Annotated in this window: 14 protein-coding genes; 11 read left to right on the top strand and 3 right to left on the bottom strand. The window is 70.9% G+C overall.

Annotation, left to right across the window (positions count from 1 at the left end):
• Positions 1 to 266 precede the first annotated feature (266 nt).
• Complete coding sequence (gene ppk2, locus PV679_RS28490; RefSeq protein WP_319683335.1) at positions 267 to 1,223, top strand: polyphosphate kinase 2; 957 nt, start codon at positions 267 to 269, stop codon at positions 1,221 to 1,223.
• Positions 1,224 to 1,279: 56 nt separating this feature from the next.
• Here ppk2 and PV679_RS28485 read toward each other — a convergent pair whose 3' ends face one another.
• Positions 1,280 to 1,798: a GNAT family N-acetyltransferase gene (locus PV679_RS28485; protein WP_319683333.1), complete on the bottom strand. Its 519-nt coding sequence runs from the start codon at positions 1,796 to 1,798 to the stop codon at positions 1,280 to 1,282.
• A 472-nt stretch (positions 1,799 to 2,270) separates the two neighbouring features.
• Here PV679_RS28485 and PV679_RS28480 point away from each other — a divergent pair, with 472 nt between their 5' ends.
• Both PV679_RS28480 and PV679_RS28475 read left to right on the top strand, forming a co-directional pair.
• Positions 2,271 to 3,017: a DUF4118 domain-containing protein gene (locus PV679_RS28480; protein WP_319683332.1), complete on the top strand. Its 747-nt coding sequence runs from the start codon at positions 2,271 to 2,273 to the stop codon at positions 3,015 to 3,017.
• 74 nt (positions 3,018 to 3,091) lie between these two features.
• Positions 3,092 to 3,655: a helix-turn-helix domain-containing protein gene (locus tag PV679_RS28475; RefSeq protein WP_319683331.1), complete on the top strand. Its 564-nt coding sequence runs from the start codon at positions 3,092 to 3,094 to the stop codon at positions 3,653 to 3,655.
• 221 nt (positions 3,656 to 3,876) lie between these two features.
• Here PV679_RS28475 and PV679_RS28470 read toward each other — a convergent pair whose 3' ends face one another.
• Positions 3,877 to 5,229, bottom strand: coding sequence for a DUF2252 domain-containing protein (locus PV679_RS28470; protein WP_319683330.1), 1,353 nt, complete (start codon positions 5,227 to 5,229; stop codon positions 3,877 to 3,879).
• A 429-nt stretch (positions 5,230 to 5,658) separates the two neighbouring features.
• Here PV679_RS28470 and PV679_RS28465 point away from each other — a divergent pair, with 429 nt between their 5' ends.
• Entirely contained in the window at positions 5,659 to 6,693 is a 1,035-nt protein-coding gene (locus tag PV679_RS28465; protein ID WP_319683329.1) for a DUF4331 family protein, read from the top strand.
• Positions 6,694 to 6,953: 260 nt separating this feature from the next.
• A complete protein-coding gene (locus tag PV679_RS28460) occupies positions 6,954 to 8,132 on the top strand; it encodes a methyltransferase (protein WP_319683328.1) in 1,179 nt (392 codons plus the stop codon).
• Between the two features lie 46 nt (positions 8,133 to 8,178).
• Here PV679_RS28460 and PV679_RS28455 read toward each other — a convergent pair whose 3' ends face one another.
• Positions 8,179 to 8,598 (bottom strand): TOBE domain-containing protein, encoded by a 420-nt coding sequence (locus PV679_RS28455; protein ID WP_319683326.1) that lies wholly within the window; start codon positions 8,596 to 8,598, stop codon positions 8,179 to 8,181.
• Positions 8,599 to 8,838: 240 nt separating this feature from the next.
• Between PV679_RS28455 and PV679_RS28450 the strand changes: the two genes are divergently transcribed.
• The 6 genes from PV679_RS28450 to PV679_RS28425 all read left to right on the top strand — a co-directional run bounded on the left by PV679_RS28450 (position 8,839) and on the right by PV679_RS28425 (position 16,693).
• Positions 8,839 to 9,234: a helix-turn-helix transcriptional regulator gene (locus PV679_RS28450; RefSeq protein WP_319683324.1), complete on the top strand. Its 396-nt coding sequence runs from the start codon at positions 8,839 to 8,841 to the stop codon at positions 9,232 to 9,234.
• A gap of 181 nt (positions 9,235 to 9,415) precedes the next feature.
• A complete protein-coding gene (modA, locus tag PV679_RS28445; RefSeq protein WP_319683323.1) occupies positions 9,416 to 10,222 on the top strand; it encodes a molybdate ABC transporter substrate-binding protein in 807 nt (268 codons plus the stop codon).
• Positions 10,223 to 10,362: 140 nt separating this feature from the next.
• Complete coding sequence (locus tag PV679_RS28440) at positions 10,363 to 12,282, top strand: ABC transporter permease (protein WP_319683322.1); 1,920 nt, start codon at positions 10,363 to 10,365, stop codon at positions 12,280 to 12,282.
• Positions 12,283 to 12,348: 66 nt separating this feature from the next.
• Positions 12,349 to 13,302 carry a LysR family transcriptional regulator gene (locus PV679_RS28435; RefSeq protein WP_319683321.1) on the top strand — a complete coding sequence of 318 codons (954 nt, stop codon included), beginning with the start codon at positions 12,349 to 12,351 and terminating at the stop codon, positions 13,300 to 13,302.
• Between the two features lie 102 nt (positions 13,303 to 13,404).
• Positions 13,405 to 14,565 (top strand): NAD-dependent formate dehydrogenase, encoded by a 1,161-nt coding sequence (locus PV679_RS28430; protein ID WP_319683319.1) that lies wholly within the window; start codon positions 13,405 to 13,407, stop codon positions 14,563 to 14,565.
• Between the two features lie 196 nt (positions 14,566 to 14,761).
• A complete protein-coding gene (locus tag PV679_RS28425; RefSeq protein WP_319683363.1) occupies positions 14,762 to 16,693 on the top strand; it encodes a potassium channel family protein in 1,932 nt (643 codons plus the stop codon).
• Positions 16,694 to 16,738 lie beyond the last annotated feature (45 nt).

Genomic DNA, 16,738 nt, shown 5'->3' with positions numbered 1-16,738 from the left:
GCCGCGCGGCCGCTCGACTCTCCGAACGGTTGTGCATGCCTTCTTCACCGTCCCGCCAGGATCCAATGCGGGGACCGAGCGTGGCGGCCGCGCCGAACGCGCGTCCGCAGCACCGCGACATCTTCCTGGAGCCGCGCTATACCGTTGAACTGCCACCACTGCACGACGGCGAGGGTGACGACGACGTCGACGCGGACAGCGTTTTCGACCGGCCCCCGACACGACGCCGCACGTCCCCATCGCGCCGAGGGTAGGAGCTCGACCGGATGACACGTGAGGAAGGGGACCGTCCACTGCTGCGCGGGCTGACGGTCGACGACCGCCGACCCGAACAGCCGGTGCTGCTCGACGAGGCGGGGCGGCCCATCCGCACGTGGCGTGAGAACTACCCGTACGACCACCGGGTCCGGCGGCGGGAGTACGAGCAGCGCAAGCGGGTGCTGCAGATCGAACTGCTCAAGCTCCAGCGCTGGGTCAAGGACACCGGGCAGCGCCTGGTGGTGGTGTGCGAGGGACGTGACGCGGCGGGCAAGGGCGGCACGATCCAGCGGTTCACCGAGCGGCTCAATCCGCGTGGAGCCCGCGTTGTCGCGCTGGAGAAACCGACGGAGCGCGAAGCCGGCCAGTGGTACTTCCAGCGGTACGTCGCGCATCTTCCGTCCGCCGGAGAGATCGTCTTCTTCGACCGCTCCTGGTACAACCGCGCCGGTGTGGAGCGCGTGATGGGGTTCTGCACCCCGGACGAACACCGGCAGTTTCTCCAGCAGGCCCCGCTGTTCGAGCGCATGCTCGCCGAGGACGGCATCCTGCTGGTGAAGTTCTGGTTCTCCGTCTCGCGTGCCGAGCAGCGCACGCGGTTCGCGATCCGGCAGGTCGACCCGGTGCGGCAGTGGAAACTCTCGCCGACCGACCTGGCCTCGCTGGATCTGTGGGACGCGTACACGGCCGCCAAGATCGACATGTTCCGGGCCACCGACACGAAGTTCGCGCCCTGGACGGTGGTGAAGACCAATGACAAGAAACGCGGCAGGCTGGAGGCGATGCGCAGCCTGCTGTGGCGCTTCGACTACGCCAACAAGGACAACAAGGCCATCGGCGAGCCGGACCCGCTGATCGTGGGTCCGGCGGACACGCTCCTGGAACCGGGCGAGGAGAGCTCGGACCTGTCTCCCACACCGCTCGCGGACCGGCTGTCCGGCCCGGGTGACCATCCGGGCCGCTGACCCGCCGGAGGCCGGTGGAGTGTCCCGGAAGCGGCGCCGTCGCTTCCGGGCCGCGCTCAGGGGCCGGAGACGGTCGTGCGGTCGTCGTCCCAGGCGATGTCGTAGTACCGGAGCTGCTCGTCCTCGCCGACGAGCCGCATACCGGCGGCGGTCATGACGCGCTGGGACGCGATGTTGTCGAGATCGGCGTCTCCTCCGACCCGGACGATGCCGCTCTCGCGGGCGAACCGCAGCAGCCGGCGCAGCGCCTCGGAGGCGTACCCTCTGCCGCGCGCAGACGGGATCAGGCCGTATCCGATCGTCACGACGAGATTCTCGTCGGGCGCGCCGTGGAAGCCGAGGCCGCCGATCGCCCGGCCGTCCTCGCGGATGCGTATCTCGTACGCGCCGAAGGGCGCCGGGTCGCCGGTTATCGCACAGGTCGTCAGAAAGCGCCTGGCCCCCACCATGTCGCCGTCGGCCGGGTATCCGGGCGCCCAGCGGTCTCCGTCGTCCGGCTCACCCGATGCCACCCGCTCCGCTTCCATGACGCTCAGCGGATGAAGCACGAGCCGCTCTGTCACAAGGTCGTCCATAACAGGGAGACGTATCACGCGGCAGGCGTGACGACGGCTGTTTTCTGCCGACCGCGATCACCCGTCCGCCCGGAGGCCACCGGCCCGCCGTCCGCGTGCACGGGAGCGAGGCACCGGACGGCCCAGCGGGTCGCCATCGGTCCGGTTGGCGTAGCCGCGCGGGATCCGGCCGGTGTGGCGCGTGGTCTGCTCGCCGAGGCCCTCCAGCGGCCAGGAACGCCACGGCCGCGCGGCCCGCTGAGGACCGCCGGCGACCGGCCCGCCGGTCACGCGGGACAGGCGAGCGGCGGCGCCGTGCCCCGTCAGCACCTGTCAATGTCGTGTCAGCGCTGGTCGGACTCCCGGCAGGGCCTCATCAAGACCGCGGCCGTCCCGGGCCGACTGCCTCGCCCGGTGGGAGCATGGGAAAAGGGGCGCCGGGCCGCGGCGCCGATCCCGGGGGTCCGACGCACGAGGTACGGCGAGGTGGACCATGAGATACGCGCTTCGTGACCGGATCGCACTGGGTCTTTCGCTGGTCGCGCCTCTTGTGGTCGCGCTGATCCTGGTTCCGTTCCGTACGGGCCTGGCGAGCACCAACCTCGCGCTGATCCTGGTGGTGGTCGTGGTGGCGGTCTCCGCCATGGGAAACCGGCTCGCCGGCGCGGTGGCCGCGCTCTCGTCGGCCGTATGGTTCGACTTCTTCCTGGCCCGGCCGTTCCAGCGGTTCACCATCAACGACACGAACGACATCGTGACAGCCGTCCTGCTGCTGGCGGTGGGCCTCATCGTCTCGCAACTGGCCGCACGCGCCCGGCGGCTGCGGGTCACCACCGTGATCGACGCCGGGCTGCTCGCCCGGGTCCATGACACCGCACGGCTGGTGCAGGCCGCCGGATCTCCCGATGTCGTCGTGGGCCAGGTCAGAGGACAGCTCATCGACATACTGGGGCTGCGCGGCTGCCGCTTCGAGTACGGCAGTCTCCTCGGGCACCCGGCACGGCTGGAACAGGACGGCACGGTCGTCGTGGACCGGAAGCCCTGGGATCTCGAACGGCTCGGCTGGCCGCGGGGAGAGATCGAACTCCGGGCCGCGGGCAACGGCCACTACCGCGGCAGATACATGCTGCGGCCCTCGCCCGACGTCGTCCCGTCCCGCCAGGCCCGGCTGGTCGCCGTGACGCTCGCCGACGACACGGGCGCGGCACTGGACACCGCGGGCCCGGTCCCGGACGGGTGAAAGGGCCTCGTCCGCCTCGCCGACCGCGCTGATAGCGTGGAGAACGCCGGTTCTCAGGTCGAGGGGTGATGCGGATGGACGGCGTGGCCGCCCGGGAGCAGGCGCTGGACGCCGCCGAGCGGCTGTTCTACGGCCGAGGGATCCAGAGCGTGGGCATGGACGACATCCGCAGCGCCTCCGGTGTCTCGCTCAAGCGGCTCTACCAGCTCTTTCCCACCAAGGAGCAGCTCGTCGAGGCATATCTCGTGCGCCGCGACGTCGTCTGGCTGCGCAGGCTGGCCGACCGGGTGGAGCGTCACCAGGACCCGGTGGAGCGGATCCTCGCCGTCTTCGACCAGCTACGCGAATGGTTCGGCGAACCGGACTTCCGCGGCTGCGCCTGGATCAACGCGTACGGTGAACTCGGCGCCACCTCGCCCCGGGTCGCCGCCCGGGCCCGCGCGCACAAACTCGCGTTCAAGCGGTATCTCGCCGGTCTTGTGACCGCCGCGGGACTGCCGCCGGCCATGGCTGATCACCTCCAACTCCTCGCGGAGGGCGCCATGGTGACCGCCGGGATATTCCGGAGCGCGGAGCCCGCGGCGCAGGCGCGAGAGGCCGCGGTCCTGCTGCTGAAGGCGTCACGCGGACACGGCTGAGAACGGCGCGGGCCACCGCCGTACCGGGCCGACGAAGGCGGTATGACCGCCGGCCACATCCTGCCGGACGAGTGCCGGCCGCCTGGTGTCCGCCGTTGAACACCTCCTGCCGGTGGGCAGGGCCCGCGCTGTGCCCTGCGGTCAGCCCATGATCTTCTGTCCGCACACACTGGTCAGAGACCTCGGATCACCATCCACGGCTGACGTACTGAGACGGCGCCTCACGGCTGTCTGACCGGCCCCGGTCCCACGGAGGGCATCCGTCCCGCCGCGAGCGCGGCGGTGAGCGCCGCGTGGTCGGCCGCGTTCCGGTCGCTGTAGCGCAGCGCGAAATCGGCGATCGCGCGGGCGAAGGTGTCGGTGCCGCCGAGGTAGTGCGCGATGGCCACACGGTCGCCGGAACGGGCGTGCGCCCGGGCCAGGGCCGTACCGCACAGCTTCGCGTAGTCGTACAGCGAGTCGGGCGACATGTCCTCGACGGCCGCGGAGCCCTGCGTGTCACGCAGCCGCCGCCAGTAGAAGTGGCGGCCCTCCGGGCCGGTGACCCAGCCCAGGAAGATGTCGCCGGCCGCCTGGAGCAGCCGCTGTCCCGCCACCACCCGCTCACCCTGCTGGGCGTACGCGCTTCTTCGCAGATGAGGTTCGAGCACGGATCTCTCGGCCTCCTTGATCTGGAGGAACAGTGGATCACCGGCGTTACGGCCCTCCAGCAGCACGACGTAGCAGCGCGTGCCGACGCTGCCGACCCCGGTGACCTTGCGCGCCGCTTCGACAAAGGCGAAGCGGTCGAGGAGCGTACGCCGCGCCTCGGGGAGCGTGCTCCGGTAGCCGGTGAAGATCGTACGCAGAGCGGCCGTGTCGATCCTTCCGAGCGGTTCGAGCAGCGGCGGGTCCGGTGTGATGCGGCGCCGTCCGTCCGGCGCGTCGGTCAGCTTCTCCAGCGCCCGCAGGGCCGTGCGCGGCCGTGGCGGTGTCGCGTTCGTCTCCGCTCGCCTGTGCCGTCCCGGCTGTACGAGAGGCAGGATGTCCGCCGGGCCGGTCTGTTCGTACCAGACGTCGAGTTCACCGAGGGCGGCCATGCGGCGCATCGACTTCCGGTACGCCTCGGCCGCGGCCTGTACGGCGCGCCGGGCCTGGGCGTCGGACTGGCCGTTGTCGAGCGCGGCGACCGCGACGCTCGCTCCGAGACGCTTCACATCCCATTCGAACGGTCCCGGCAGGGTCTCGTCGAAGTCGTTGAGATCGAAGAGCAAGGTGCCTCCGGGCGAGGCGGAGACGCCGAAGTTCAAGAGGTGCGCGTCGCCGCAGAGCTGGACGGTCAGCCCCGTGCGGGGCTGCGTGGCCAGGTCGGCGGCCATGACGGCGGCGGCGCCGCGCAGAAAGGCGAACGGAGAGGCGGCCATCCGTTCGTAGCGCAGCGGCAGCAGTTCCGGAGCCCGGGTCGCGGCCTGCCGCGCCAGTACGGTCAGCGGATCGAGGCGGTCGGCGCCCGGTATCCACAGTCCGTGCGAAGAGCGGGACGCCTGCCTGCGTGCGGCACGGCCGAGGTCCGCTCGTCCGGCGGGCGTGGTCATGGGGCCCCTCTCGCTCCAATGGCCGGTGATGTGTCAAGGCTGTTCAGCACGAGCATCCCGTCCCGGCGGACCGGCAGCCCGGTGTGACAGCCATTCGGGTGGGCGCGGGAACGCGCGATGAACCGGCACGGTCCGGGAATCGCCGAGGCGGGCGGCGCGGAGAGCCCGCGGCGCGTCGTCCCGGCTGTACGGCGGCCGAGAAGACACACCCTTCCCGCCTCACGGATCGAGCAGAGGATTCAACGAAAATGGAAAAAACAACGAAAATAGGAAAAAAGCGGCGAGTGTGGCCGGAAGGTATTCAGTCCATGGCTGGGAGCGACGGCCGACGTCCCACGGTCGGCGGCCGCCGCGGCTGTCGGCGCCGACCGTGAGGCGGAGTGGACGCGTGTCCGGTCCTCGCCGCCGCCGAAGGAGGAAGTGCGAACCATGTCCCATCACCTCGATTGCCCCATCGCCCGCCAGGACCCCCGCCTGGACATCACCGACCTCTATGTGTTCCGGGGGGAGCGGGGCACGGTCTTCATCACCGACCACAGCCACTCGCTGGCCGGTGAGGACATCCCTCGTGGTTTCCATCCTGAGGGCCGGTACGAGATCAAGATCGACGCCAACGGCGACGCCGTCGAGGACCTCACCTACCGCTTCACCTTCGAAGAGCGGGACGAGGCGGGCGAGCAGAGCTACGAGCTGCGCCGTCTGACCGGCCCCGAGGCGCGCGACCCCGCCGCCGAGGGGACGGTGATCGCCCGCGGCCGCACCGGCGAGACCGTCGACCTGCCCGGCGGCGGACGGGTCTGGACCGGCAAGGCCGGTGATCCCTTCTGGATCGAGCCCGACGTGCTGCAGGCCGTCGGCCACGCCTTCCAGGACGGGACCAGGATCGACCTGTCCGGTTGGAGCCCCGCCGACGCGAAGAACCTCTTCGCCGGGCACACCGTCTACTCGGTGGTCCTGGAGATCGCCGACGAGGAGCTGCTGCCCGTCGCCGGACCGGACCGCCGGATCGACGTGTGGGGGCTGGACTGCCTGGCCACCGACGCGGGCGGCTGGCAGCCGATCAACCGCATCGGCCTGCCGATGATCCACCCGCTGTTCACCCAGTACAACGAAGTCCTCGGCAACCGCCTCAACGGCAACGAGCCCGCCGAGGACATGCAGATCTACGGCAAGACGCTCGCCGAGTCCGTGGCGGCCGTGGTGCGTGCCTACGGCAACTCCGAGGACCCCGAGGCGTACGCGCGAAAGGTCGTCGAGACGATCCTGCCCAATGTCCTGCCCTACACCCTCGGCACCCCGGCCTGCTACGGCTTCGCCGGCTGGAACGGCCGCACCATGACCGACAACGCGCCGGACGTGATGTTCTCCTTCGCCGCCAACACCCCGGTCACCCTCGGAATCGGCAAGGAAGCGGTGGTGGCCAAGCCGTCGAAGACCTTCCCCTACGTCCCGCCCGCCTCCTGATACTCCCGTACTCCAGCCGGACCGCACCGCGGCGGGCCGGGATCTCCGCGGTGCGGATCCGCGTGCCTCTTGCCTGCCGCCCGGCGACCACCGCGGATCGAGCGTCCGGGTCGCGCGTCCCTCGCTCCGGGCCGCGCGCCCGCGGGCCGTCCGGCGGCGGGCCGGCGCCGTGAGCGGCGCGCCGTCGACGCCGGGCGCACCCGACGCGCTGACCAGGCGCGGCGTGTCCACCCCGGCCGGCGGGCTAGCCTGAGGGCACGATGAACCGTTTGACGACACCCTGGGGCGAGTTCGGCCTCACCCGATTCCCCGACCATCCCCGCGAGACGCTGCGCGCGTGGGACACCGCCGACGAATATCTGCTGCGCCATCTCGGAGGGGCCGACGCCGAGCCGGTGGACCTGACGGGCACCGTGGTCGTCGTCGGAGACCGCTGGGGCGCGCTGACCACGGCGCTGGCCGCACTCCGGCTCGAACAGCTCGTCGACGGTCCGCTCGTACAGATCACCGACTCGTATCTCACCCAGCAGGCCACCCGGGCCAATCTGCGGCGCGGCGGCGCGGACGCGGACACCGTACGGCTGCTGTCCGCGCGGGACACTCCACCGGAGCGCGTCGACGTCCTGCTGATCCGCGTTCCCAAGAGCCTCGCGCTGCTGGAGGACCAGCTCCACCGCCTCGCTCCCGGCATCCATCCGGGAACCGTCGTCATCGGTACGGGGCGGGTCACCGAGATCCACACCTCGACGCTGAAACTGTTCGAGCACATCCTCGGTCCCACCAAGACCTCACTCGCGGTCAGGAAGGCCCGGCTCATCTTCTGCGCGCCGGGTGCCGGCCGCGTCAGGACGCCCAGTCCGTGGCCGCACAGCTATGCGCTGCCGGACGACCTGGGAGCGGTCTCGGGCCGTACGGTCGTCAACCACGCGGGAATCTTCTGCGCGGAACGCCTCGACATCGGCACGCGCTTCCTGCTGCGCAACCTTCCGGAGCGCGAGGGACCCGAGCATGTGGTCGACCTCGGCTGCGGGAACGGCGTGGTCGGGACGGCCGCCGCACTGAACAACCCGGCGGCGCGGGTGACCTTCATCGACGAGTCCTTCTCGGCGGTGGCCTCCGCCGAGGCCACCTTCCGCAAGAACGTCGACGCCGGGGTTCCCGCGGACTTCGTCCTCGGTGACGGTCTGTCGGGCGTCCCGGCCGGCACCGTCGACCTCGTACTGAACAACCCGCCGTTCCACACTCACCAGGCGACGACCGACGCGACGGCCTGGCGCATGTTCACCGGCTCACGCGCCGCGCTGCGTCCCGGCGGTGAGCTGTGGGTGATCGGCAACCGGCACCTCGGCTATCACATCAAGCTCCGGCGGCTCTTCGGCAACTGCGAGATCGTGACGAGCGATCCGAAGTTCGTGATCCTGCGGGCCGTCAAGGGCTGAGCGGCGTCCGGCGCCGCACGGAGGCGTCCCGGAGCCGTCCCGGAGGTCAGGCGATGGCGAGCGAGACCTCCGTCGCCTTGATGAGCGCGGTGACGGCGGTACCGGCGGTCAGACGGAGGCCGGTGACGGCGTCCATGGTGATCGCGGCGGTCAGCTCACCGCCCTCGACGCCGACCGACACCGCTGCCATGGCGCCGCCCGTGACCACGCCGGTGACCGTACCCGGGATGCGGTTGCGGATGCTCAGGCCCTGGACGAGGCCGGTCGCCAGCGAGACCTCGGTGGACTTGACCAGCGCGCGCACGGCCGTGCCGGTGGTGATGCCCAGCTCCTGGACCGCTTCCAGGGTGATGGCGGAGGTGATCTGGTGGCCGCCGGCCAGCCGCACCTTGACGGTGGCCATGACCTCTCCGGGTGTCACATCGGTGACGGTGCCCGGCAGTTGGTTGCGGATGGACAACTCCATGAAGACACACCTCAAAAGATGAGCGGAATGTCAGTTTTACACCTCATCTGTTCCTCGCATTTCGGTCGTACTCCACCCGGTCGAGCGGCGCGTGGCGCCGCCACCGGCCCGAGATGCCGCCGGCCGGTCCGGAGTGGCTCACCGAGAGGTGTGCCCATTCCTCCGTCAAAGCTCGCATCTGCCGCGTATCTCCGTACCGCGTGTTGTAAATGCGAGTTGATTCGGCCTACCTTGTCGCACATGCAGTCCTATACGATCGGCCAGGCGGCCCGGCTCCTCGGAGTGAGTCCGGACACCGCGCGCCGCTGGGCAGACGCCGGCCGCATGGTGACCCACCGCGACGAAGGCGGACGCCGTCTCATCGACGGCCGCGCGCTCGCGGCCTTCTCCGTCGAAGTCGCGCAGAGCGGCACCGGCGAGGACGACGTCTCGTACACCTCGGCCCGTAACGCGTTCCCGGGCATCGTCACCGCCGTCAAACTCGGCGATGTCGCGGCCCAGGTGGAGATCCAGGCCGGCCCGCACCGGCTGGTCTCGCTGCTGACCCGGGAAGCCGTCGAGGAGTTGGGACTGGAGGTCGGTATGCGGGCCACCGCCCGTGTGAAGTCCACCAGCGTGCACATCGACCGCGCCTGACTTCCGCGTTCTCCGGACGAACGCGATCCGGACCGCCGCGCTTTTCCGAGCCGCCGCAGTTCCCCGAGCCGTCGCAGTCTCCGGCCCTCCGGTACGACCCCGGGGCGTCGCCCGTGCCTCGGGCCCCGTCACCATCCGCTCGCGGGCTCTCCGGGCCCGCACCGCGAAGGAGTTCACCATCATGGCTTCCGCCCTCACCCGCCGCCGTGCCGCCGCCGCGCTCGTGACCGCCGCGCTCCTCATGCCGCTGACCGCCTGCGGCGACGACGGCGGGAAGGAGGCGTCCGGCACGCGGACCGGCGAGTCGGCGAGTGGCGCTCCCAAGGCGAACCTCACCGTGCTGGCCGCCTCGTCGCTGACCGATGTGTTCAAGACGGCGGGCGCCGCCTACGAGAAGGAGAACCCGGGCACGAAGGTGACGTTCTCCTTCGCCGGTTCCCAGGAACTGGCCGCGCAGGTCAAGCAGGGAGCGCCGGCCGACGCGCTGGTCACCGCCGACACCAAGACCATGGACGGGCTGAAGGCCGACGCCGGCACTCCGACGATCATCGCCAAGAACCGTCTGGTGATCGCCACCGGCGAGGGCAATCCGGACAGGATCGAGAGTCTCAAGGACCTCGCCGACCCCGGACTGAAGGTCGTCCTGGCCGCGCCCGAGGTGCCGGTGGGCCGCTACAGCAGGCAGGTGCTCGACGCTCAGAAGATCGCCGTGAAGCCGGTCTCCGAGGAGCCGAACGTCCGCGCCGTGCTGAGCAAGGTCGAGTTGGGCGAGGCCGACGCGGGCATCGTCTACAAGACCGACGCCGAGACAGCGGCCGGCAAGGTCGACGCCGTCGAGATCCCCGACGCGCAGAACGCCGTCGCCCAGTACCCGGCCGCCACGCTCAAGACATCCAAGAACACCAACGCGGCGGCGGCGTTCGTCACATGGCTCAGCGGACCCGAGGCGCAGAAGATCCTCCAGGACGCCGGATTCCAGAAGCCGTAACGACGCGCCGTGTGACGGCAGGGGCCGCCCGGGTCCGGGACCGGCCGGCCCCGGCTCCGCATTCCTCACTCCGGACGCCGAATTCATTGGAACCGGGCCCGGAGACGCCGGGCCGGAATTCCCGAGCCCAGGAATCGCCGATGAGACGCATCCGCATCCACAGGACCGGCGCTCCCGTCGCCCTGGTCCTGCCCGCACTGCTGGCGATCGCGTTTCTGCTGCTGCCCCTCATCGGCATTCTCGCCCGCACCTCCTGGGACGCGCTCGGTACGGATCTCACCAGCCCCGATGTCGTCGAGGCGCTGCGACTGTCGCTGCTGGTCTCCTTCTGGGCCGTCGGCCTCTCCCTGCTGGTCGGCGTACCGCTGGCCTGGCTGCTGGCCCGCGTGCGCTTTCCCGGCAAGACACTCGTGCGCTCACTGGTGCTGCTGCCGATGGTGCTGCCGCCCACCGTCGGCGGAGTCGCGCTGCTGCTCGGCTTCGGCCGCCGCGGACTGCTCGGCCCCTGGCTGGAGAACACCTTCGGTATCACGCTGCCCTTTCACACCTCGGGCGCCGTGGTCGCCGCGACCTTTGTCGCGATGCCGTTCCTCATCATCAGTCTCGAAGGCACCCTCGCCGGACTGAGGCCCGCGTACGAGGAGACCGCCGCCTCGCTGGGCGCCTCGCCGCTCCGGGTGTTCCTCACCGTCACCCTTCCCATGGTGGCCCCGGGACTGGTCGCCGGCGCCGCGCTGACCTGGGCGCGGGCGCTCGGCGAGTTCGGCGCCACGATCACCTTCGCGGGCAATCTCCCCGGCACCACCCAGACCCTTCCGCTCCAGGTCTATCTGCTGCTCCAGGACTCGCCGGAGGCCGCGACCTCCGTCTCCCTGCTGCTTCTCGTCATCGCCATGGCCGTACTGATCGCCCTGCGCGGCCGCTGGACCGGCACAACCGTCGACCGCTCCGCGCGGCCCGGCCGTCCGCCGGACGACACCGAGGTGCCACGGGCCGAACCGGCCGGACCGCCGGTTCCGCAGGAGCGTTGGCGGCTGCACGCCGATGTCACCGGCTTCAACCGGCTCACGCTGGACGCCGAACCGGGCACCACCATCGCGGTCGTCGGACCCAACGGCGCCGGCAAGACAACCCTCCTGCGCGCCCTTCTCGGGCTGACCACGCGGGCCCACGCCGAACTCCGGCTCGGCGACGTGGACGTCACCTCACTGCCGCCGCACCGCCGCGGTGTGGCCTGGGTCCCGCAGAACGGCGCGCTCTTCCCGCATCTCGGCGCGCTCGCCAACACCGCCTACGGACTGCGCGCCCATGGCCTGCGCCGTGGCGAGTCCCGCCGCACCGCACAGCGGTGGCTCGACCGGCTCGGCGTCGGTCATCTCGCCCACCGCAAGCCGCATCAGCTCTCCGGCGGCCAGGCGCAGCGTGTCGCGCTGGCCCGCGCCCTCGCCGCCCGGCCCCGGCTGCTGCTTCTGGACGAGCCCCTGGCCGCTCTCGACCAGACCACTCGCGCCCAGGTGAGGCACACCCTCCGTACCCACCTCGACGGCTTCGGCGGTGTCTGCCTGATCGTCACCCACGATCCGGTCGAGGCCGTCTCGCTGGCCGACCGGGTCCTCGTACTCGACGAGGGACGCGTCCTTCAGGACGCGCCGCCCGCCGAAGTGACCCGCCATCCGCGCTCCCCGTGGGTCGCCCGGATGCTCGGCCGCAACGCCTGGTCGGGCACCTTCGGCCCGGACGGGCTCCAGCTCACCGCCGGCGGACGGCTGGTCGTGGCGGAGCCGCTGGCCGACGGCGTGCGGGCTCTGGCGGTCATCGCGCCGGAAGCGGTCTCCGTACACCGTGACCGGCCGGGCGGCAGCCCCCGTAATGTCTGGCCCGGAACGATCCGGGAGATCACCGCGCTCGGCAGCCGGCTGCGCGTACTGGTCACCTCGGACGAGGCGCCCGACCTGGTCGCCGAGATCACGCCGGGAGCCGCCGCCGAACTCGGCCTGGCCGAGGGCGTGTCCGTGTGGACCAGTGTCAAGGCAACCGAGGTCACCCTCGTCGCACTGTGAGGCCCGTCCCGCCGGCGGCACGGGCCCGAGCACGGCGAGCGGACGGCCGGAGCAGGGGAGCGAGAGATGTTGCTGCGTCAGCTTGAGTACCTGGTCGCGCTCGCCAGGGAACGGCACTTCGCCCGGGCGGCGGCGGCCTGCTATGTGTCACAGCCGTCGCTGTCCGCGGCGATACGCAAACTGGAACACGAACTGGACGTGCCCATCGTGCGGCGCGGACGCCGCTTCGAAGGGCTGACTCCCGAGGGCGAACGGGTACTGCTGTGGGCGCACCGTATCCTCGCCGAGCGCGACGCGCTGCGCCATGAACTGTCCGCCATGCGCGACGGTCTCGCGGGCACCCTGCGGCTGGGAGCCATCCCGACCGCCCTCACCGCGGCCTCGCTGCTCACCACGCCGTTCGTCGAACGCCATCCGCGGGCCCGGGTCTCGCTCGACTCTCTCTCCTCGCGCGAGATCACCCAGCGGCTGGCCGAGTTCGAACTCGACATCGCGCTCACCTATCTGGACGACGAGAGCCTGGGCCAGGTGCGCAAAACGCCGCTGTACGAGGAGCGCTATCTGCTGCTCACCCCGCACGACGGGCCGATGGCCGGCCGGCCGGTGGCCGGTTGGGCGACCATCGCGACGCTGCCGCTGTGTCTGCTCTCGCCGCAGATGCGCAACCGCCGGATCATGGACGAGTACTTCGCCGCCGACGGCGTGGCCGCCGTGACCCCGGCCATCGAGACCGACTCCGTCGCCGGTCTCTACGCGCATCTGACGGCGGGACGGTGGTCGAGCGTGATCTCGCACGCCTGGCTGCACATGTTCGGCGTCCCGGACGGCATGCGTGTGGTCCCGCTGGAGAATCCGGCGCACGGCCCGCGCGTCGGCCTGGTCATCGCCGACCGCAGTCCCGAACCCGTGCTGGCCAGAGCCCTGTTGGAGGTCGCCAGGGAAGCCGGCGTCCGGGAGGCCCTCGACCGGCTGCTGGACGCCCATCTGCGCCCGGCCGTCCCACCGGGCGAGAGTGGATAGCCGGGCCCTATCCCGACATAGAGAAGTTCATTTTGACCGTGGCCACCGCACCCGAGGACCGTGGAGGCATCTTCCCGCAGCAACGGATGAGGAGCCGCAGTCATGGCAAAGGTGCTGTGCGTGCTGTACGACGACCCGGTCGACGGATACCCGAAGTCCTATGCCCGCGACGGCCTTCCGCGCATCGATCACTACCCGGGCGGCCAGACCACGCCCACGCCGAAAGGGACCGACTTCACGCCCGGGCATCTCCTCGGCAGTGTCTCCGGCGAGCTGGGCCTGCGCCGTTTCCTGGAGTCGCAGGGACACACCCTGGTCGTCACCTCCGACAAGGACCGGGACGGGTCGGTCTTCGACCAGGAGCTGACCGACGCCGACGTGGTCATCTCACAGCCGTTCTGGCCGGCCTATCTGACGGCCGAGCGCATCGCGAAGGCCCAGAACCTGAAGCTCGCCATCACCGCCGGCATCGGCTCCGACCATGTCGACCTCGACGCCGCCATCGCCAAGGGCGTCACCGTCGCCGAGGTCACGTACTGCAACAGCATCAGCGTCGCCGAGCATGTCGTGATGATGACGCTGTCGCTGGTACGGAACTACCTGCCGTCGCACCAGTGGGTCCTCGACGGCGGCTGGAACATCGCCGACTGCGTCGCCCGCTCGTACGACCTGGAGGGCATGCAGGTCGGCACGGTCGCCGCCGGCCGGATCGGACTGGCGGTCCTGCGCCGCCTCGCGCCCTTCGACGTCGGCCTGCACTACACCGACCGGCACCGCCTTCCGGAGGCCGTCGAGCAGGAGCTCAACCTGACCTGGCACGAGAGCGCGGCCGACATGGTCCCGCACTGCGACGTGGTCACCATCAACGCGCCCCTGCATCCCGAGACGGAGGGGCTCTTCGGCGACGAGCTGCTCTCGACCATGAAGCGCGGCGCGTATCTCATCAACACCGCTCGCGCGAAGATCACCGATCCCGACGCCATCGAGCGCGCGCTGCGCAGCGGACAGCTCGCCGGTTACGCGGGCGACGTGTGGTATCCGCAGCCCGCGCCCGCCGACCATCCCTGGCGGACCATGCCGAACCACGGCATGACGCCGCACATCTCGGGTTCCTCGCTCTCCGCGCAGGCCCGCTACGCGGCCGGGACGCGCGAGATCCTGGAGTCCTTCTTCGCCGGCACTCCGCTGCGCGACGAATATCTGATCGTCCAGGGCGGCGCCCTCGCCGGAGTGGGAGCGCACTCCTACTCCGTGAACAAGTGACCACCGCGCCAACAGGCGCCGAATGGGTGACGAAGCGTCAGAAAAGTGTCCCGAGCGCGTGACTGATGTCTGATCAGCCGTCCCGAGCCAACGCCCATGGCCGGGGCGGCTGTGTCAGGTTCGCTCATCCTTTCGGCACACTGGTGTCGTGTCTTCACTTCCTCAACAGCCGCAACACGGTCCGCCGGCCGGCCATATGGTCGTCTGCGGCGACGACACGCTGGCCCACCGGCTGGCCGGCGAGCTGCGCGACGTCTACGGCGAACAGGTCGTGCTGGTCGTCCCGCCCGTACGCGGTTCCCGCCGGCCACCGGCTCCGCTCGCCGGCCGGGGCAGAGCCTCCGCACTCATCGGACGGATGTCCGCGGCCATGGCCCGTACACAGGTGGTGGCGGCCGACGGCGGACCGCCGCGAGCGGATGCCCAGCCCGTCCTGGAGGCGGTGGAACTCGACGAGGGCGCGCTCGTGGACGCCGGGGTGGGAGAGGCGGCCGCGCTCGCCCTGGTCCATGACGACGACGAGACCAATATCCGGGCGGCGCTCGCCGCCCGCCGTCTCAACCCACAACTGCGCCTGGTCATCAGGCTCTACAACCGGAAACTCGGCCAGCATCTGGAGGGCCTGCTCGACCAGGCCGCCGCCGTCGCCGTACCCGGCCTGGACACGGCGGCGCTGGACGCCTCCACCACTGTCCTCTCGGACGCCGACACCGCCGCTCCCGCGCTGGCCGCCACCGCCGTCGCCGGCACCAGCAAGGTGATCAGGGCCGACGGGCTGCTGCTGCGAGCGGTGGAACGCAACCCGCCGGGACCCGGCGAGGTGGCCGACCCGGGCCTGTGCACTCTCGCGCTGCTCTCGGCCACCACCAACGACCCGGCCGGCGCGGAGGGTTCGGACAACAGCGGACAGGAAGGCCCGCGGCTGCTGCCCGACGACGCCAGCGCGGCAGCCGCCACCGGCCGCGGCACCGTGGTCCTCGAAGCCGTGTCCCACGCGGGACCCGATCTGCCGGGAAGCCGGCTCGCGGGCCGCGGCGCACCACTGGCCTCGCTGTTCTCCCGCCGTCTGCGCTGGTCGTTCGCCGGAATCGCGGTCGCCGTGGCGGCCCTGGCGGTCACATCCATGCTCATCACCGGCGAACATCCGCTGCGCGCCACCTATCTCACGCTGCTCGACCTCTTCGGCATCGGCGACCCGGCCGTCGGTGAGCCCGCCGACCGGCAGATCCTGCAACTCCTCTCCGGGACCGCCGGGCTCCTGCTGCTGCCCGTGGTGCTCGCGGCGGTCCTGGAAGCCCTCGGCACCTTCCGTACGGCGTCGGCGCTGCGCAGACCGCCGCGCGGGCTGTCCGGCCATGTCGTGCTGCTGGGACTCGGCAAGATCGGCAGCCGGGTGCTGGTACGCCTGCGCGAGCTGGGCATCCCCGTGGTGTGTGTGGAGGAGGACCCAGAGGCGCGTGGCATCGCGCTCGCCCGCAGCCTGCGGGTGCCGACCGTACTGGGCGATGTCACACAGGAAGGCGTCCTGGAGGCGGCCAAGATCGAGCGGGCACACGCGCTGCTCGCCCTCACCAGTGTCGACATCACCAATCTGGAAGCCGCGCTGTACGCGCGCTCCGTCGCGCCCGGCCTGCGGGTGGCGCTGCGGGTGTACGACGACGATTTCGCGACCGCCGTCTACCGCACCCTGCGCGCCGCTCATCCCGGAGCGCTCACCCGGAGCCGCAGTGTCTCCACCCTGGCCGCTCCGGCCTTCGCCATCGCCATGATGGGACGTCAGATCCTCGGTGCCATTCCGGTGGAGCGCAAGGTGCTGCTGGTGGCCGCCATCGATGTGGCCGGTCATCCACGGCTCGAAGGACGCACGGTCGCGGAGGTGTTCCGTCCCGGTGCCTGGCGCGTCATCGCGCTCGACACCGCCGGACCTGGAGAGCGGGTGCCCGATCTGGCGGACACCCGGCTGGACCGCCAGGGACGGCGGCCGGCGGGGCTCGTCTGGGATCTCCATCCCGGCTATGTGCTTCATGCCCGGGACCGGGTGGTGCTGGCGGCCACTCGGCGCGGTCTGGCGGAGCTGCTCGGCCGGCAGTCCGTCTCCCGGGTCCGCCCCGGCGCGGACCCGGGATAGGTATACGCGGAGCGCACATATCCATACCGGATCCAGGCAGGCGGC

This window comes from Streptomyces sp. AK02-01A (assembly GCF_033795305.1).
In the GTDB taxonomy this organism is placed as follows: domain Bacteria; phylum Actinomycetota; class Actinomycetes; order Streptomycetales; family Streptomycetaceae; genus Streptomyces.
This window is presented reverse-complemented; position numbering and strand designations above follow the sequence as displayed.